Genomic DNA, 18,342 nt, shown 5'->3' on the forward strand with positions numbered 1-18,342 from the left:
ACTCACCTACACTTCACTCATGCTTTTAATATTTCCTCAAACGCTTCTTCTACCGCTTTGGAAAATTCGACACCGTAGTTATCATTGCCTTCAATATTAAAAATAAGCATTTCCAGTTCTTCTTTAAACTTATGTAAAGTTAGCTCAATATTTCCATATTGTAATGTAGGTTCATCTTCTGCTTTTAACGTATTAACTAATAATGGCCATACATCTTGTCCGAACTTTACATAATGATACCCTTCTTCATCTTCTAGTAAATACACAAAAGACAATGAATCGGAATCGGTAATCATACGTTCTCCCGCTTTTATAGTTGGTTGGTTCGGTATTACCTCTAATGTAAAACGAATATCATTTTCTAATTGCACTCCACTGTGCACGTTATAAGTAATAGGCAAAATTAATCTTTCCTTTCTGTCCATTCTTTCACTATTTTAACATATTGAAACTCATTGCAAACCGTCTATAATATAAATAATAAGAAAGGTCGTGTAATTGTGCAATCTGAGAGAGAAATCGAATTTAAAAACTTACTAACAAAAGAAGAATTTCATTCATTAGTTTCCTTTTTGGGCTTAACATCTACTGATTTCCAAACACAAACAAATTATTATTTCGACACACCAGAAAACTATTTTAAAGAAAAGAAAATGGGGTTTCGATTACGCGTTTTACCAAACCGTAATGAATTAACTTTAAAAACACCAGTACAAGAACATGTAATGGAAGAAAAAACGGTAACTTTATCAAATGAAGAACGAGATGCTATCATTAACGAAACACGCTTCCCTTCAGTCTCATTTTTGGAGCAAATTAAAGATAAAGGTCCATTAACATGTATTGGCAGTATGCAAACAGATCGAGCACAAATCGCGTACAATAAGGGAATCCTTTTTTTGGATCACTCCTTTTATAGTAGGATAGAAGATTTTGAGGTAGAATATGAATGTGGAGACGTCGAAAATGGGCAGAAAGTTTTTCTTCAATTATTGGAAGAAAACCATATTCCACTCCGAACTACTGACAAAAAAATTGCTCGTCTTATGAAATATAACAATTCGTTGAAAGGTTGAGGTTGATACCTAATGGATATTCAATCCCTAAAAACACTCATGGAAATAAATGCAATGCAGACGCTTGGTAGTGTACAAAGTTCGCTAAACAATTCACCTACTTCCTTATTTTCTGAAATGTTAGGACAGGTACTACAAAGCGGTGAAAATAATGCAGCTTCGGATAATGGGAATTCATTGTACTATAATGGCAATTCCCCTGTTTTTATGCCTTCAAACCTTGTAGATCAAAATGAAGATTTACTGAATGCAATTGCCCATTATACACCTTTAGACAAGTTGAATACCTCGGATTTTAATGACATTATTAAACGTGCTGCAGAAACACATAATGTGCCAGAAAAGCTTATTTCATCTGTCATTAAACAAGAATCCAATTTTAATCCTTCTGCACGAAGTTCTGCAGGTGCATCGGGATTAATGCAATTGATGCCAGGAACAGCAAAATACTTGGGGGTGGTCAATATTTTCGACCCCGAGCAAAATGTAATGGGCGGTGCAAAATACTTACGCCAAATGCTCGATCAGTTTAATGATGACACAGAAATAGCACTAGCTGCTTACAATGCAGGACCCGGAGCAGTAAAAAAACATGGTGGAATCCCTCCATATAAAGAAACACAGAATTATGTTCAAAAAGTATTAAACTATTACCAAGCATAATATCCTGGCGACCTTTTATTAGGTCGTTTTTTATCTGGCAGTCTAATTATTTGAGATAATTCTTTGGGATTGATAGAATGATATTAGTGCTAAAACAAAGGAGTAACTAATAATGACACAGAAACCAATACTTCCTTACGATGAGATCGGAGCAGAAAAACTATCCCAGCTTGTCGATACGTTTTACAGTAATGTTGCAAAACATCCAATGCTAAAGCCTATTTTTCCAGATGATTTAACAGAGACCGCTAGAAAACAAAAACAATTTCTAACACAATATCTTGGTGGTCCCAATTTATATACAGAAGAGCATGGACATCCAATGATGAAAATGCGTCATAATCCTTTTCCAATAACACCTGAAAGAGCAGCAGCTTGGCTTTCTTGCATGAGAGCAGCAATGGATACTGTTGGTCTTGAAGGTAAAATGCGTGAAACTTTCTATAGAAGACTTGAGCTTACTGCCAACCACATGGTCAATCAAATGAGTCATGAGGAGGAACAATAGTGACAAGAATACTCATTCCGACTGAACCGATTACATCTCCTTTACTAAACAAGCCACTTGAAATGTACGTATTTCTAGACCCTCTTTGCTCAGCTTGTTGGGAAATGCAACCGATTATTCGGAAATTGCAAGTTCAATATGGCCAGTATTTTACGATTAGAACAGTACTTAGTACACAGTTGAATAATTTAAATACTGTTTGCAAAACGTCAAAGGAAGAAAAAAAGCAGATCCAATGCGAGTTCCCGGATGTAGAGCACACCGTATTCCCTTCTATTGCAGTAAAGGCTGCAGAGTTTCAAGGGAAAAAGGCCGCTCTTCGTTTTTTCAATAAAATACAAGAATACCTTTTCATTAAAACAAAGAATGTTACTTCTCTCTCTGTTTTGCAAGAAATAGCAAGTAAGGTTAACATTGATGTAGCAGAGTTCACAAAAGATTTCCAATCAAAAGAATGTGCACGTTCTTTCCAAAGTGATCTATCCATCACTTCTGAAATGGATGTCACTACATTCCCAAGTATCGTATTTTTTAATGAAAATATAGAAGATGAAGGAATAAAAGTTTCAGGCATTTATCCTTATGAAATTTATGTTCAAATATTACAAGAAATGCTATATGAAAAACCGGAAGTACAACATCCGCCAGCTCTCGAAAAGCTTTTTGATCGATTCCATTCACTTACGACAAACGAAATTGCTAGCTATTATAATATTTCCGAACAACAAGCAGAACGGGAACTGAAAAAACTTCTTTTACTTCAAGAAGTAGAGAGATTAGTATTGCCAGACGTTATCATATGGCGATTGAAAAATAATTAAGAAAAGCTCCTCATCCGTCGTGGATGAGGAGCTTTTCTTTTTTGCTAATAGAAAACACCCTTTCCTCAGTTAGGAAAGGGTGTTTTCGTTTTACAAAGGGGATGGGAGAAATGTTCACGTTCAAACAAAGGGGTGTATGTTATCTTGTGATTTATTTCACACTCTTACTTTATCATGCCATTTAAAGAAATACAATATATTAGCTCTTACTTTCACAAATTCGTCATACATTAGACGTCTTACCTCTATTGTTTGGTTAAAATATGCGATTATTCGCGGATAGATGCCATTATATGCTCGTATCGCACCTTTATTTTCGGCGTACACCGTGGATTTATGATCAATTCATTTAGCACAAAAAAAGCCAAACTGAGTAAACTCCAGTTTAGCCTTCTTCTACTTATTCTATTCCGCTAGCAGCAATTGTTCTAATTCATTTAGTTTTTCTTCAAATACGCGACATGCTTCTTCAATTGGAGCAGCCGTGTTCATATCTACGCCAGCTTTCTTCAAAACTTCAATCGGGTAATCCGAGCAACCCGCTTTTAGGAATTCATTGATATAACGGTCAACGGCTGGATTACCTTCTGTCAAAATTTGATTGCTTAATGCGGTAGCAGCACTTAAACCAGTTGCATATTGGTATACATAGTAGTTGTAGTAGAAATGAGGAATTCTCGCCCATTCTAACCCAATTTGCTCGTCGATGACGATATCATCGCCAAAGTATTTTTGATTTAGTTTATAATATTCTTCCGTTAACTTATCTGCTGTTAATGCTTCTCCGTCTTGATCCAGCTTATGGATAATATGCTCAAACTCTGCGAACATTGTTTGACGGAAAACAGTTCCACGGAATCCTTCTAACCAATGATTCAGCAAGTAAATGCGTTTTTTAGGATCATCAATTGTTTTTAATAAATAATCATTCAGTAATGCCTCGTTACAAGTAGATGCTACTTCTGCAACAAAAATGGAATAATCACCATAAACATACGGCTGGTTTGCGCGAGTGTAGTAACTATGAATACTATGGCCAAATTCATGCGCTAATGTAAACAAGTTATTCACGTTATTTTGCCAGTTCATTAAAATGTATGGGTTTGTACCGTACGTTCCAGAAGAGTACGCTCCAGAGCGCTTTCCTTTCGTTTCTACAACATCTACCCAGCGATTTTCTAATCCTTGCTTCACGATGGATACATATTCCTCTCCAAGTGGTGCAAAGCTTTTTAACATTGCATCGCAAGCTTCTTCATACGTATATTCCATTTTCAATTCTTTTACTAGTGGCGTGTATAAATCCCACATATGCAGCTCATCTAGTCCAAGTACTTTTTTTCGTAAGCTAACATATTTATGGAGCAGATGAACGTTTTTATTGACCGTTCCAACTAAATTATCATAGACGCTTTCAGGAATATGATTTCCAGACATAGCCGCTTCCCGAGCAGATGCGTATTTTCTAATTTTAGCGTTTACATTATCCCCTTTTACATTACCAGCTAAAGTCGATGCAAATGTATTACGGAACTTGCCATACGTATCATACATAGCTTTAAATGCAGCTTCTCGTACATGACCATCTTCGCTTTCTAAGAAGCGTGTATATCGTCCATGTGTGAGTTGCACTTCATTGCCATCCTCATCTTTGATGGTTGGAAATTCTAAATCTGCATTGTTTAACTTGCCAAAAGTATCAGACGGCGAACCTGCTACTTCTGAAAACTGTGCAAGTAATGCTTCTTGCTCTTTTGGAAGTACATGTGGACGCTCTAGATTAACTTCCTCTAAAAGTTGACGGTACAATTGCAAATCACTGTTTTCAGACAAATAGGTAGAAAGAGTGGACTCATCTAGTGATAAAATTTCCGGTACTAAAAATGATAGTTCCGTAGAAACTGTTACATACAATGATTTAATACGGCTGTCCATCGCTTGATAAGTGCTATTTGCAGTATTTTGGTCAGAACGCATATGTGCATACGTATATAACTTACGTAGTCGTCCTGTAAGTTCATCACGATAAGTTAGTACTTCTAACAAAGCATTCGCACCATTTGAAATCGTCCCTTGAAATGTTGCTGCTTTCTCAGCTAGTTTTGCTACATCCTGGAACTCTTTTTCCCAAGCTTCATTCGAAGGAAAAATGTCTTCTAATCTCCAAGTTAGATGCTCCTCTACTTCCTCACGTGTTAATACTTTGTTGTTTGTTTCTGTTGTCAAGATGAACTCCCCTTCCATTGTTACGAAATTCGTATCACTAATTATTTTCTCAATTTTCAGGTCTCTTTGCAAGGAAATCACTGTATAGAAGCTCATACATTTTTGAACTATTAAACTTACATTTATAAATGACTGTGTCTGATTTTACGAGACATTGCTGGAGTATAGACAAATAGCTTTGGACAGCTTCCAATTTGAATAGGGAGGACTGTTTGCGACCGATTGGATGATCTAGTAGAAATGCTTCACAATGCGCTCGATTTGCCTCCTCAATAGGGACTTTTATTCGATTTAAATAGTCAATCCATTGTATTTGCCATTCAACAGCATGTACATGAAATGATTCCGCATATGCCGTAGGAATTCCTATAAATATAGGAATCTCTTTAGGTGACAGTCTCCACCTATAGCATACTTGTAAAAACTGGTTCTGGACTCCTTTTCTATTATAGAAATACAAGTTATATATATGCTTAAAACGTTGCTTTCTATACATTTGAATATACGTTTCGTACTCTTTATAGGATATACGTTTGACGACTGCAAATGGCCAAGATTGCTTCTCCATCGGAAGCTTTTTTATTTTCACGATGTACTTATTTGATTGGATGTGGATTGGGTTGGAAATATAGTGAAAGAACTTTGTTTGTGGACAGTAGGAAATAATCATTTTCCCATTTGTGGGGGTTTTCAGGAAAAATTGCTGACGAAAGGCAGATAATTGCATGATTCCTATTTCTTGAGGTGGGAACTCTGAAATAGTTGGTGTCCTTAATATCCAAAGCGGATCTATTTGTTGCTGTTTATAGCCTATATTACGACTTTCAATAATAGCAGGTAAAATTTGGCTGCACTGATATTCAATAGCTACTTGGGAATGATTGTTGTGAACTAAAATATCTGGTCTTTGCTTGATCTTTGGGATGAATGGCTCTAGTCGAGGCTTGCTATTATGCTGTAGGAAAAATGAGTACAATTGTAGTTTACCATTAAGGTGGTCTTCGCTTTCACCTTCCGAAAAAGAATGAATGCATTCAGATTTTCGCCTATGTGCAAAATGGGGAATCTTAATTGGACCGCTTCTCAATATTACTTCTTCATTACATTGAAGGCACTTAAATGTACTTATTTGCTTTAAATCGTATAAAAACTCTCGTGAATAGTTGGCAGATACGATAATTTCACCTTGTTTTGTTATTGCCGTTAGTATGGTTATCACCTCTACATATAAATGTACGAATTTTCAGTGAAAAAATCAAGAAAAAAAACCTTCTTTTTACGGAAGGTTAAAAATGCCTATTTAGCTCTTGGAAAACATCTTTTACAATAATTTCTTTTCCATATTCTTGAATCATATGGATGGTAGTTTTTGTACTACGTGCAAATTCAGAAATAACGCTAAGTGTATTTAATACAGTATCCAACTCAGTTATTTCCGAATTAAAAATTACATGTAAATAATATTTCTCCTCATAATGATACAATGATGTTTCGAAATCTACTTTATCTAATTTTTTTGCTAGAACAAGTAAGTCATCAAAGTTCTCAAACACAAATGTGTACTCGGAAGGTATATCTTCCCCATCATCCATGTAATGCGAGAAATCATCAAATTCGTGAGGTCCTATAGAACTGGAGACACCATTTTTAAAAATTTTATTTGATAGGTCATCCATTTCAAAATCATCTGATCGTTCATCATGTTTCCCTATTTCCGTTCTGGTGACTATCACTTCCAAGCCTTTTTCCATCGCATGAACTTGTATCCATAATGGACCATCTAATTCCTCAAAATGGTCATCATCATGAACTTCATCCATCATCTCCCAAAAAAGCTGCTCGCTCTTATCTTTGTTAAACCATATTTCATCTCGGCTGAAGCCTCTTTCTTCAATGTCGATGTATGAAATGTATACTTTGAAAGTGTTATCATTGATACGTTCGATATCCATTTAACACATCTCCTTTCGCTTCCTACCGCCTCATTCATGTAGTGTCTATTACTATTGTATGTTGTTTGTGAAAAAAAGAAAAGGATTCCAACTTTTCTTTTCAAATTATTAATCACAACTGCATTGTATGAAAATTTGCACTTTAATGCAAGCATCATTCCAAAAGAAAAAGCTGAGTATTTTCAAAAGTTCTTTGAAAATACTCAGCTGATTAACTTTTAGTTCACAAGCCTTTGTGCTTCAAGTAACTGATATGCACGAACTTTTCTTGGTAAGAATCTACGTATTTCGTCTTCGTTATAGCCAACTTGTAGACGTTTTTCATCTAAAATAATTGGTCTGCGAAGAAGTCCAGGATGTTCTTGAATTAGCTCATATAGACGTTGTAAAGGAAGGCTTTCCACATCTACATTTAGCTTCTGGAATATTTTCGAACGAGTAGAGATAATTTCGTCCGTCCCATCTTCTGTCATTCGTAAAATTTCTTTTATTTCGCTTATTGTAAGTGGTTCAGAAAAAATATTTCTTTCCGTATATGGAATATCATGTTCTTCTAACCATGCTTTTGCTTTTCTACATGAAGTACAACTTGGTGAGGTGAATAACGTAACCATCATTTAAAAACACTTCCTTTCAATTGGTAGTTGTGTTATATGAAGTAGTTTATAATTAATTTAATGTAATTCTTTACTTTTTTAGTATACACCAAATTTTAGTCATTTAAAATATGTTTATAAGAAAAATTTAACCTATATAAGAAGCTGTCACAAATTCGTTGAATATGTAAGCTATACTTACATTTTTGAAAGAACTTTTATATACCTTTAAATTATACCCGTCTTTTTTCTTTTTTAAACATTGAAACTCAACTTTTTTGTATTCTCATTTAGAAGAATGCTATTGAAAATAACTGTTATACTAATTAATACGTTTTTCATGAATTAAAGTTTCATAAAAATAAAAAAAGATAGGATTTTTTTATGATCCTATCATTTCTTCTTATGGTGTATAGTCTACACCAGGAGAATACTTATTCCCTGCATTCCAGAGTAGGTATTCCATTATTCCAGCTTCGTTTAATGCTTTGATTTGAGCCTCTACTTCTTCTTTACCATATGATTGATAATTGCCAGCACCTAGGTATGAAGCAGTGAAATCTTGAAGCCACGGCCTTGATACAGGTGGGTTCTCTAATTCAGCTAATTTAGCATTTTCTACTTTTGCATATTCTTGCACTAAACGATAAGGCTCCAAATCAGGTTTTGCAATACCAAAATAAGATGTCCAATGACTTGGATAAATCATGGAAGAGATTACGTCTACATTTTCGGATATTTTGGAGAAGTTTTGTCCAATACCAGGTGCTTCAGGTAATGTAGCAGAATATCCAAAAATATCTACAGACACTTGTACACCGTATGGTTTAAGCTTTTCTTTTGCGTAAGCAACGAAATCCGTTACAGCTGTAACTCTTCGTTGAACTGTGTCTTCTTCAGATGTTTCATATTTGCCCATTGAATACTTTAAGGTATCTTCTCTATTTTCAAATCCTTCAGGGAATCGCACATAGTCAAATTGAATTTCTTTAAAGCCCATCTTTGCCGCTTCTATAGCAATTTCCAGATTATAGTCCCAAACTTCTTGCATGAATGGATTAACAAATGCTTCTCCTCTTCCGTTTTTCCAAACAGAATCGCCTTCGACAAATGACCATTCAGGTTTTCTTTCGGCTAACTCAGTATCTTTAAAGACGACGACCCGCGCAATTGGGTATACTTCTTTTTCTTCCATCGTCGCAAGCATAGCCCGCGGATCTTTTATGTATGGTTTACCGATATCGTATTTCGATAGTGATGATTCTTCACTTGGGATATATGTTAAGTTTCCAAAGTCGTCTTTAATATCTATTACCATTGCATTTAGTTCGGTCGATTCTAATAAATCTAGTAGATTTGCAAATCTAGATCCCCCAGCTGAATGTCCCGTTACATATATACCCCTCACAGCATCTGGATAGTTGAACGTTAGTCCGGAGTCGTATATGAAAAGTTTGGATGTAGAGACGATTTTTCCGTCAATCGGTTTAAAGTTATACTCTTTTGTTGAAAATTCTTCTGCGAATAATTTGGATTCAGCAAAAACTGTTGTTGGTAAAAGTACTGCTGCTGCCAAACTTAATGTGGCGAGTAGCTTTATAGGCTTCTTCATAAAATTCTCCTTTCTTTTCTGTTTCTTTATTCTAACAATACTAAACAATGAATGAAAGAGAAATAAGGCTTAAAATGTTGCGAGTGGCCTAACTAGGTAGTGCTGTATAGGGAAAATGCGTCTTAAAGAAGTTACCGCTAGGATTTCCGCTGCAGGGCGGACGCTTTCCGCCGGGTGAGCGATAAGCCATCGCCGACGCTAACGCGTTCGCCTGCGATGTCTTATCTGTCTCACTCATCCGGCAGGAGTCGCCGCCCTTCCGCTTCAATCAACGAAATATGCTAGCTAATTAGCGTCTAGCTAAACAAACCAATAAGAAATATTAGAACCGTTGCACAAATCCAAAAGTAGCAGCTACCACTATATGAAAAAAGTTGCTTATTAAACAGTGAATGTGAGCTTCACTAAGTCACTAATAATCTATATTTTACAAATTAATGGTTACTTCCTATTAATTTAACTCTTGATCTAGGAAATGATTCTTCCGTACACAAATTGTTGCTTTCGTGCTAATTTAGTTGCTACAATGACCATTCGGTTGATTTTACCTATTTACTGGATTATTTTTACAAAATACTTACTAATGATTTCCCTCTTCGTTTTTAATATCACTTTTGGTTTATAAAGCGAGAAAATAATTAGTCAGCAAGCCCCATTGATTTTCGCGGAAGGGCGGCGACTCCAGTGGGATGAGTGAGACAGATGAAACTTCACAGCGCACGCGTAGCGTCGGTGAAGGTTCATCGCTCACCCCACGGAAAGCGTCCGCCCTGTAGCGAAAATCATTGTGGACACTATATTCAACTTGCTAAGACGCATTATCTCTAAATAGTGACACACCATTTAGTAATAAACTCACCAAGTACAATAATTTCTTAATCCATAAAAAAATCGGTCATTCGCTTAGGAATGACCGATGGTATTATTATTTGGAGCTTGAAGTAGCCTTTAATGATGCTGATTCTTTTTCAGAACAGAAAACAAAATGTCCAGGCGTTACTTCTCGCATTGCAACTTCTTCCCCATCTTGATAATTATGATTTTCAGGGTTGTACGATTTACGTACACGAGTGCGCTCATAGTTTGGATCTGGAAGTGGAATAGCTGATAAAAGAGACTGTGTGTATGGATGCATTGGATTAGCATATAATTCTTCTGCAGTAGCTAACTCGACAAGTTTACCAAAATACATTACCCCGATACGATCGGAGATGTATTTTACCATTGATAGATCATGTGCGATAAATAAATAAGTTAATCCTTTTTCTTCTTGTAGCTCTTTTAACAAGTTTACAACCTGTGCTTGAATCGATACATCTAATGCAGAGATTGGCTCATCCGCAATGATAAATTCAGGATTCACAGCAAGTGCTCTTGCAATTCCAAGACGCTGGCGTTGTCCACCTGAGAATTCATGTGCATAACGATCCGCATGCTCACGGTTTAAACCTACTGTTTCTAAAAGCTCCACTACACGTTCTTTACGTTCTTTTGGATTTTTCACAAGACCGTGAATATCTAACCCTTCCGCAATAATATCCAGTACTTTCATACGTGGATTTAGAGAAGCATATGGATCTTGGAAAATCATTTGCATTTTGCGATTAAATTCTTTTAAATCTTTTTTGGATTTTTTATCATGAACGTCTACACCATCGTAGATTACTTGACCATCTGTTGCATCATAGAGACGGATAATTGTGCGCCCCGTTGTCGATTTACCACAACCTGACTCGCCAACAAGTCCTAATGTCTCCCCTTTGTAAATGTCAAAGCTTATGTCATCTACTGCACGAACTTCATTTGGCTTACCTTGATTGAAATATTGCTTTAAATTTTTAATTTCGAGTAATTTTTCAGCCATTAGTAAGTACCTCCTTCCGTTCCATCATAATAACGACTACCTGGATATTTTTTCATACGTTCCATAATTGCTGCAGGTGGGTCTACTTGCGGAGCATCAGGGTGTAATAACCAAGTTGCTGCATAATGCGTATCACTCACTTTAAAAAATGGTGGAATTTCCTCTAGATCGATTTTCATCGCATAATCACTACGAAGAGCAAACGCATCTCCTTTTGGAGGAGACAATAAATCCGGTGGTGTTCCTGGAATTGCATATAGCTTCTCTTCTGCCGTATCAAGTGATGGCATTGAACTTAGTAATCCCCATGTATATGGATGTTGTGGATTATAGAAAATTTCATCTACTGTTCCGATTTCTACAATTTTCCCACCGTACATAACAGCAACTCTATCTGCCACATTAGCTACTACCCCGAGGTCATGTGTAATAAAGATGATGGATGTATTAATCTTTTTTTGTAAATCTTTCATTAGTTCTAAAATTTGTGCTTGTATCGTTACGTCCAGTGCAGTAGTCGGTTCATCCGCAATTAGAATTTGAGGATTACATGCTAGTGCAATGGCAATTACGATACGTTGACGCTGCCCACCAGAAAACTGATGTGGATATTGCTTCATACGCGCTTCTGGTTTAGGCATACCTACTAAACGAAGTAAATCTACTGCTTCTTTATGAGCTACTGATTTACTTACATTACGGTGCTTTAAAATAGGTTCCATAATTTGTTTTCCAATAGGCATTGTAGGATTCAAAGATGTCATTGGATCTTGGAAAATCATTGAAATGTCTTTCCCACGAATCTTTTGCATTTCTTTGTCAGTTAGTTTTGTTAAATCTTTTCCATTAAATAAAATATGACCATTTTTAAATTCAGAGCTATGTTCAGGCAATAAACGCATAATTGACTTAGTCGTTACTGATTTACCCGAACCGGACTCTCCCACAATTGCAAGCGTTTCTCCTTTAAATAAGTCAAAGTTAACGCCACGAATTGCTTTAACTTCACCTGCAAAAGTGTGGAAGGAAAGCTCTAGGTCTTTTACTTCTAATATTTTTTCCATTTTCGCTTTCCTCCTTAGTCTTTCATCTTCGGATCAAGTGCATCACGTAAACCGTCACCAAGTAAGTTAAATGCAATCATTAATAAACTCAAAATAATAGATGGGTACAATAAAATATGCGGTTGGAATCGAATTACTTTATAACCATCGTTAATAAGTGTACCTAAAGAGGCATCAGGTGCCTGTAGTCCCAACCCTATAAAGCTTAGAAACGCTTCAAAGAAAATTGCAGTTGGTATTGTAAACATTGTATTAATAATGATTACCCCTAAAATATTTGGTAAAATATGTTTGGATATAATACGGCCATTACTTGCGCCTAAAGTTCGAGATGCAAGCACAAATTCTTGGTTCTTAAATTTCAAAACCTGCCCTCGAACAATTCGAGACATACCAATCCAACCCGTGAGCGTAATCGCAATAATAATCGCAGTTACACCTGGTTCCATAAATAGCAGCATCAGGATAACAATAACTAATGTAGGAATACCATATAGGATTTCCACAACACGTTGCATCATATCATCGACACGGCCACCGTAGTAACCAGAAATTCCTCCATATGCAACACCAATAACCATATCAATTAATGCTGCTACAAAGGCGATTAATAAGGATATTTGGGTACCTTCCCAAGCTCTTGAGAACATGTCACGCCCTAAGCCATCCGTACCAAACCAATAATACGTATCTACTTTTTTCATTTCATATAAATCTACTTCTTTGCCTGCAAGTGTACCGACACCATCGAATATTCCTAACTTTTCAAGTCCAGGAACTTTTGGAGGTAAGTTAGCATGTGTAATTGTTTGAGTCTCTGCATCATGTGGACTAACCATCGGTCCAACAAATGCCATTATTATAATAAACGCTAATATAAATATACTGGCAATAGCAGCCTTATTTTTACGAATTCGAAGCCAAGCGTCTTGCCAGAAACTTAAACTAGGCTTTGAAATTCTTTCCGCATGACTACTATCGATATGCACTCTTTCAAAAGATTCAGCAGGTATTTTTTTTAGATCTAAACTCATTATTTACTACCTCCTGATAAACGAATACGAGGATCTATTATTCCATATAGAACGTCAACCACGAATATTATGACAATTAGGAATACAGAGAAAAATAATGTAGTTCCCATAATAATCGAAAAGTCATTTGACATAATCGCTTTAACAAATTGTTCACCAATACCCGGAATCGCAAAGATTTGTTCAATTACAAGAGAACCTGTAAGTAAGCCTGCTGCAAGTGGTCCTAAAACAGTGATAAGAGGAATTAACGCATTACGGAAAGCGTGCTTAAATGCAATTTCAAATCCGTTTGCCCCTTTAGACTTTGCTAACGTAATGTAATCTGAACTTAATACTTCAATCATTTCTGTACGGATAAAACGGGAAGCAGTTGCGAGTGGTCCCATGGCCAATGCAATAGAAGGCAATATACTCGACATCCAACCATCTTTCCATAAACCTACAGGGAAAATACTCCATTCAACCGCTAACCAATATTGAAGCAATGTTGCAAAAACGAAAGATGGAATAGAAATACCAATAATAGCGATTAACGTACTACCATAATCCCATATAGTATTCTGCCTTAACGCTGCAATCATACCTAACAAAATCCCTAAAGCTACACCAAGTATCAAACCTTGTGATCCAATTAAAACAGATACTCCTAATCGATTCATAATTAGTTCTGTTACACTGGCATTTTTAAACTGGAATGAGTTACCTAAATCACCTTTAGCCAAGTTAAGCATGTATTTTGCGTACTGCACGGGAATTGGTTGGTCTAATCCATATTTCGCTTCTACCACCGCGAGCTGTGAGGGGGGTAGTTTGGATGCAGAGCTAATCGGGGATCCTGGAAGCGCCTTCATTAAGAAAAATGTTGCTGTCGCAATCAGGAAAAGGGTAATAAACATATAAACAATTCGTCGAATAATATATTTTGTCATCTTTGCACCTCCTAAATAATCTTTTCCTATAATTTTAAAACTCTACTTGTATATATAAACAGATAAACTCTATTATTGTCAAAACCTAAAATAAATAATAAAATATTTGGTGAATTCTGATTCATTTAAAAAGAGAGTATATGGCCCAAAAAGGATACCATATACTCTCAAACTATGTGATTTTAGAAATTCACTAAATTAGTTTTTACCTTCGATATAAGCCCATTTGTAGCTATAGTCTCCACCGAATGGGTGAGCAACAATACCTTTAACATATGGTTTTTGAAGGTGCATTAATCCACGTTGGTAAATTGGGCCGATTCCGTATTCTTCTTCAATAAGAAGTTTTTCAGCATCAGCAAGTGCTTGCCAACGAGCTTCTGGATCTAGAGCTAATTCATTAACAGATGAAGAAACTAACTTGTCATAATCTGCATTAGAGAAAGACATTTTATTGTTTCCGCCACCAGTTAACCATAAGTTCATGAATGTATAAGGATCTTGATAGTCAGGTCCCCATCCAGCAATTTGCATATCGTAATCTTGGTTTGTGTCAAGATCTAAACGCACGTTAAATGGTACTTCTTTTAATTTAACTGTTAAACCTGGTAGGTTAGTTTCTAATTGATTTTTTAGATATTCACCAGTTTTCTTAGCTGATTCAGTATCACCATTTAGAAGTTCGATTTGTAACTCAGAAACTCCTAGGTCAGATAAACCTTTTTCAAATGCAGCTTTTGCTTCATCTGCATTAAATTCAGCCATGTCACCGTTAACATCACGGAAATCATTTCCGTCCGTATCAAAAGTAAAGTCTTTTGGTATTAAGTAGTTTGCCGGTACAGAACCATTAGCTAAAACTACATCAACTAAATCTTGTTTATTGAATGCTTTTGAAATTGCTTCACGGATGTTTACGTTAGCAAGTGGAGTTTTTTCTCCAAGACGTTCTTGATTGTATTTGAAATAGAATACAGATGTTTCTGATTCATGAATTAGATCTGGATCAGCAGCATATTGCATTGCGAACTCACCAGTAAGTGGAGCTTTGTCTTTTTGACCTTCAGAATACAAGTTTACACCTGTACCTGGCTCTTTAACAACATCATAGTTAATTTCAGTTAATTTTACAGTATCTTTATCCCAGTACTCTTCATTTTTAAGTAGTTGCCAAGATAATCCCGTTCCGTCCCAATTAGCAAGTGTAAATGGTCCGTTGTATAATACTGCTTCAGAATTTTTCGCATAGTTTGCACCTTGCGCTGTAACGAATTCTTCTTTTTGTGGTAAGAATGTTCCAAATGACATAAGTGATAAGAAGTAAGGCGTTGGTTTTTCAAGTGTTACTTCTAATGTTTTTTCATCAAGAGCTTTAACACCTAGTTCAGTGTACTCCATAGAACCTTCCATAATTTCAGTAGCGTTTTTAATAACGCCATCCATCATATATGGACCATATTCAGATGCAGTATCTGGGTTCATTGCACGTTTCCATGCAAATTCAAAATCATTTGCAGTTACTGGAGAACCATCTGACCAGTTAGCATCACGAATTGTGAATGTATAAACTAATCCATCTTCAGAAATTGTTGGTTCACCATCAGAAATTGCAGGTTCAGCAACGTTATCTTGATTTAAACGGTATAAACCTTCGTTTACGTTGTTTAATAGATCAAATCCAACAGCATCAGTTACTAAAGCAGAGTCCATTGTTGGAATCTCAGCGTTCATGATTAAGTTAAGAACTTGTTCCTCGTCAGTTGCTACTTCTTCTGTTGTTGCGTCTGTATCTTCTGTGTCTGTAGTTGTATCTGTGCTTTCTTCTTTGTCGCCGCCACATGCAGCTAAGAAAAGAGCAACAAATAACAATAGGCTTATAAGCCAAGCTAACTTGCTATTCTTCAAAAGAATAACCCCCTTTAAATAGTCAGAAAAATTCATTACAATATTCATTATACATTTTCAGAGAAACTTGTACAGGTTTTTCGATTGATTTTTTACAATATAGCTACAAAATCATTACATTGTCCTAACATTTGAGAAACATTGGTAATTAATTTGTTCATTTCTGACATTTCGAATTGTCTAATTTTTGATTATTTTCATTGAATCTTCTATAATTTATTTCGTTGAGGTGAATTATGAAGAGAAAAATTATCTATTTTTTAGTTATGCAACTTATTATTTTGATCCTTATGTTAATTGCATATGGTTCTCTAACGCTTACTTCTTATATAAATATTTCCTTTTATATTGGAGGTTCTATTACATTTATCGGGCTAATGATATATGTAGTATCTGGTGGTTTTTTCGATATTTTTGTGACAAGTACGCGCAAAGTGTTCACACCTAAGCATATGAAGAAAACAGCCAATGAAATGCGGGTGCCATCAGAGGTTTTATCGTTTCCATATAAGCCAATTATTGCTTTCGGCTTATCTTGCTTAGTATGTATGGGTATTGCTTTAGTTGTTTATTATGCTTGATTTTTGAGTTTCTTCTATAATATAATTATCAAAACTAAATAATTGAGCTTTGAGGAAGAAAAGTACATTTAACACGGTATGTCAAGAGAGTCTGTGGTCGGTGCAAACAGAACATATGGTAAATGGAATGGGCTTCTGAGCAGTTTATGTGAACTTGTAGTAGCATAGACCGTGTCCTTCACGTTAAGAAGAAGAGTGGCTAATTATTTTAGCAAGCTGGGTGGTACCACGGATTTTACATCATTCGTCCCTTTTTAGGGATGCATGATGTTTTTTTAATGTTTTAGATTTTATTAGCTGTGTTATATTTTACTGTTAATTTTTACTTTTTAATTGATTGTAGTGTAAATTGTTCGTCTGCAATGGAAATTAACAGTATTGTTTAACCTAGCCATTTATTTAAGGAGGAAGAAACATGAAGAAAATTTTTTCAGGCGTACAGCCAACAGGAATTATTACGTTAGGCAATTATATTGGAGCATTTAGACAGTTTACCGCTTTGCAGGACGATTATGAATGCGTATTTTGCATTGTGGATCAACATGCGATCACGGTACCGCAAGATCCCGAAGAACTACGTAGTCATATTCGTTCCCTTGCAGCATTGTATATTGCAGTAGGAATTGACCCAAATAAGTCCACATTATTTATCCAATCCGAGGTTCCAGCACATGCGCAAGCCGGATGGATTATGCAATGTATTTCTTATATCGGTGAGTTAGAAAGAATGACACAATTCAAAGACAAATCAACCGGAAAAGAAGCAGTTTCAGCAGCATTATTAACGTATCCACCATTAATGGCCGCAGATATTCTTTTATACCAATCGGATATCGTACCTGTTGGTGACGACCAAAAACAACATGTGGAATTGACACGTGATTTGGCGGAAAGATTTAACAAGAAATACGGTGAAGTACTGACAATTCCTGATATCCAACTTCCGAAAAACGGAGCACGTATTAAATCGTTACAAGACCCACTGAAGAAGATGAGTAAATCAGATCCTAATAATAAAGCGACGATCCGCTTACTCGACACACCAAAAGAAATCGAAAAGAAAATAAAAAGTTCTGTAACGGATTCTGAAGGAATTGTTGCATTTGACCTTGAAAATAAACCAGGTGTTTCGAATTTACTTACTATTGAAGCAGCTTTGACTGACGTATCCGTAGAAGCACTTGTACAAAAATACGAAGGAAAAGGTTATGGAGATTTTAAAGCATCTGTTGCTCAAGTTATTATTGATCACCTAGCTCCAATTCAAGCGAGATATGAAGAATTATTAAACTCATCTGAGCTCGACGACATTTTAGATCACGGAGCAGAAAAAGCAAATACATTAGCAAATGCAACATTAGCTAAGATGGAAGCCGCAATGGGCCTCGGAAGAAGACGATAATAGTTAAAGCTACAAATGATGCACAAAGCATAATAAATTCCTTCGTTTGAAGCATGTACACGAGTACAGAACTCAATGAATAACCTAAAGATAAAAAGTTTAAGAA

At 35.9% G+C, this 18,342-nt stretch carries 17 protein-coding genes and 1 other annotated feature; of the genes, 6 read left to right on the top strand and 11 right to left on the bottom strand.

Annotated features, from left to right (window positions below; genetic code table 11):
• Positions 1-17: 17 nt before the first annotated feature.
• Positions 18-401, bottom strand: coding sequence for a UPF0738 family protein (locus BMZ04_RS01975; RefSeq protein ID WP_093264447.1), 384 nt, complete (start codon positions 399-401; stop codon positions 18-20).
• A gap of 99 nt (positions 402-500) precedes the next feature.
• On the opposite strand from BMZ04_RS01975, the gene BMZ04_RS01980 reads away from it, so the two are divergent.
• The 4 genes from BMZ04_RS01980 to BMZ04_RS01995 all read left to right on the top strand — a co-directional run bounded on the left by BMZ04_RS01980 (position 501) and on the right by BMZ04_RS01995 (position 3,068).
• Positions 501-1,076, top strand: a complete 576-nt coding sequence (locus BMZ04_RS01980) for a CYTH domain-containing protein (protein WP_177184282.1) — start codon at positions 501-503, stop codon at positions 1,074-1,076.
• Between the two features lie 12 nt (positions 1,077-1,088).
• Positions 1,089-1,739, top strand: a complete 651-nt coding sequence (locus BMZ04_RS01985; RefSeq protein WP_093264455.1) for a lytic transglycosylase domain-containing protein — start codon at positions 1,089-1,091, stop codon at positions 1,737-1,739.
• Positions 1,740-1,851: 112 nt separating this feature from the next.
• Positions 1,852-2,247, top strand: a complete 396-nt coding sequence (locus tag BMZ04_RS01990; RefSeq protein ID WP_093264458.1) for a globin domain-containing protein — start codon at positions 1,852-1,854, stop codon at positions 2,245-2,247.
• On the top strand, positions 2,247-3,068 hold the full coding sequence (locus tag BMZ04_RS01995) for a ClpXP adapter SpxH family protein (protein ID WP_255367754.1): 822 nt from the start codon (positions 2,247-2,249) through the stop codon (positions 3,066-3,068). Before BMZ04_RS01990 ends, BMZ04_RS01995 begins: the two co-directional genes overlap by 1 nt.
• A 405-nt stretch (positions 3,069-3,473) precedes the next feature.
• Here BMZ04_RS01995 and pepF read toward each other — a convergent pair whose 3' ends face one another.
• The 10 genes from pepF to BMZ04_RS02045 all read right to left on the bottom strand — a co-directional run bounded on the left by pepF (position 3,474) and on the right by BMZ04_RS02045 (position 16,253).
• Positions 3,474-5,294: an oligoendopeptidase F gene (gene pepF, locus BMZ04_RS02000; protein WP_255367755.1), complete on the bottom strand. Its 1,821-nt coding sequence runs from the start codon at positions 5,292-5,294 to the stop codon at positions 3,474-3,476.
• A gap of 49 nt (positions 5,295-5,343) precedes the next feature.
• A complete protein-coding gene (locus tag BMZ04_RS02005; RefSeq protein WP_093264462.1) occupies positions 5,344-6,513 on the bottom strand; it encodes a competence protein CoiA in 1,170 nt (389 codons plus the stop codon).
• Between the two features lie 67 nt (positions 6,514-6,580).
• Positions 6,581-7,246 (bottom strand): adaptor protein MecA, encoded by a 666-nt coding sequence (gene mecA, locus BMZ04_RS02010; RefSeq protein ID WP_093264467.1) that lies wholly within the window; start codon positions 7,244-7,246, stop codon positions 6,581-6,583.
• A gap of 218 nt (positions 7,247-7,464) precedes the next feature.
• On the bottom strand, positions 7,465-7,860 hold the full coding sequence (gene spxA / locus BMZ04_RS02015) for a transcriptional regulator SpxA (RefSeq protein ID WP_170206452.1): 396 nt from the start codon (positions 7,858-7,860) through the stop codon (positions 7,465-7,467).
• A 385-nt stretch (positions 7,861-8,245) separates the two neighbouring features.
• The gene (locus BMZ04_RS02020; protein ID WP_093264477.1) at positions 8,246-9,454 is read right to left on the bottom strand and encodes a putative glycoside hydrolase; all 1,209 of its coding nucleotides are present in this window, start codon (positions 9,452-9,454) and stop codon (positions 8,246-8,248) included.
• A 925-nt stretch (positions 9,455-10,379) separates the two neighbouring features.
• On the bottom strand, positions 10,380-11,318 hold the full coding sequence (locus BMZ04_RS02025; protein WP_093264480.1) for an ABC transporter ATP-binding protein: 939 nt from the start codon (positions 11,316-11,318) through the stop codon (positions 10,380-10,382).
• Entirely contained in the window at positions 11,318-12,382 is a 1,065-nt protein-coding gene (locus BMZ04_RS02030; RefSeq protein ID WP_093264485.1) for an ABC transporter ATP-binding protein, read from the bottom strand. Before BMZ04_RS02030 ends, BMZ04_RS02025 begins: the two co-directional genes overlap by 1 nt.
• A 14-nt stretch (positions 12,383-12,396) precedes the next feature.
• Positions 12,397-13,416 (bottom strand): oligopeptide ABC transporter permease, encoded by a 1,020-nt coding sequence (opp3C, locus tag BMZ04_RS02035; protein ID WP_093264490.1) that lies wholly within the window; start codon positions 13,414-13,416, stop codon positions 12,397-12,399.
• Positions 13,416-14,348 (bottom strand): oligopeptide ABC transporter permease, encoded by a 933-nt coding sequence (opp3b, locus tag BMZ04_RS02040; protein ID WP_093264495.1) that lies wholly within the window; start codon positions 14,346-14,348, stop codon positions 13,416-13,418. Before opp3b ends, opp3C begins: the two co-directional genes overlap by 1 nt.
• Before the next feature lie 198 nt (positions 14,349-14,546).
• On the bottom strand, positions 14,547-16,253 hold the full coding sequence (locus BMZ04_RS02045; RefSeq protein ID WP_093264499.1) for a peptide ABC transporter substrate-binding protein: 1,707 nt from the start codon (positions 16,251-16,253) through the stop codon (positions 14,547-14,549).
• Positions 16,254-16,489: 236 nt separating this feature from the next.
• Between BMZ04_RS02045 and BMZ04_RS02050 the strand changes: the two genes are divergently transcribed.
• Positions 16,490-16,834, top strand: a complete 345-nt coding sequence (locus BMZ04_RS02050; RefSeq protein WP_093264502.1) for a DUF3899 domain-containing protein — start codon at positions 16,490-16,492, stop codon at positions 16,832-16,834.
• Between the two features lie 40 nt (positions 16,835-16,874).
• Positions 16,875-17,089: a binding site (T-box leader), on the top strand.
• A gap of 160 nt (positions 17,090-17,249) precedes the next feature.
• The gene (trpS, locus tag BMZ04_RS02055) at positions 17,250-18,236 is read left to right on the top strand and encodes a tryptophan--tRNA ligase (protein ID WP_093264506.1); all 987 of its coding nucleotides are present in this window, start codon (positions 17,250-17,252) and stop codon (positions 18,234-18,236) included.
• The last annotated feature ends 106 nt before the right edge of the window (positions 18,237-18,342 follow it).

Origin of the sequence: Psychrobacillus sp. OK032, assembly GCF_900111345.1 — a bacterium.
Taxonomy (GTDB): Bacteria; Bacillota; Bacilli; order Bacillales_A; family Planococcaceae; genus Psychrobacillus.

What these genes read in the sequence shown, in the direction of transcription:
- BMZ04_RS01985 (WP_093264455.1), top strand. Translation starts at nt 1,089, where the DNA reads ATGGATATTCAATCCCTAAAAACACTCATGGAAATAAATGCAATGCAG.
- BMZ04_RS01990 (WP_093264458.1), top strand. Translation starts at nt 1,852, where the DNA reads ATGACACAGAAACCAATACTTCCTTACGATGAGATCGGAGCAGAAAAA.
- mecA (WP_093264467.1), bottom strand. Translation starts at nt 7,246, where the DNA reads ATGGATATCGAACGTATCAATGATAACACTTTCAAAGTATACATTTCA.
- spxA (WP_170206452.1), bottom strand. Translation starts at nt 7,860, where the DNA reads ATGGTTACGTTATTCACCTCACCAAGTTGTACTTCATGTAGAAAAGCA.
- BMZ04_RS02020 (WP_093264477.1), bottom strand. Translation starts at nt 9,454, where the DNA reads ATGAAGAAGCCTATAAAGCTACTCGCCACATTAAGTTTGGCAGCAGCA.
- BMZ04_RS02025 (WP_093264480.1), bottom strand. Translation starts at nt 11,318, where the DNA reads ATGGCTGAAAAATTACTCGAAATTAAAAATTTAAAGCAATATTTCAAT.
- BMZ04_RS02030 (WP_093264485.1), bottom strand. Translation starts at nt 12,382, where the DNA reads ATGGAAAAAATATTAGAAGTAAAAGACCTAGAGCTTTCCTTCCACACT.
- opp3C (WP_093264490.1), bottom strand. Translation starts at nt 13,416, where the DNA reads ATGAGTTTAGATCTAAAAAAAATACCTGCTGAATCTTTTGAAAGAGTG.
- opp3b (WP_093264495.1), bottom strand. Translation starts at nt 14,348, where the DNA reads ATGACAAAATATATTATTCGACGAATTGTTTATATGTTTATTACCCTT.
- BMZ04_RS02050 (WP_093264502.1), top strand. Translation starts at nt 16,490, where the DNA reads ATGAAGAGAAAAATTATCTATTTTTTAGTTATGCAACTTATTATTTTG.
- trpS (WP_093264506.1), top strand. Translation starts at nt 17,250, where the DNA reads ATGAAGAAAATTTTTTCAGGCGTACAGCCAACAGGAATTATTACGTTA.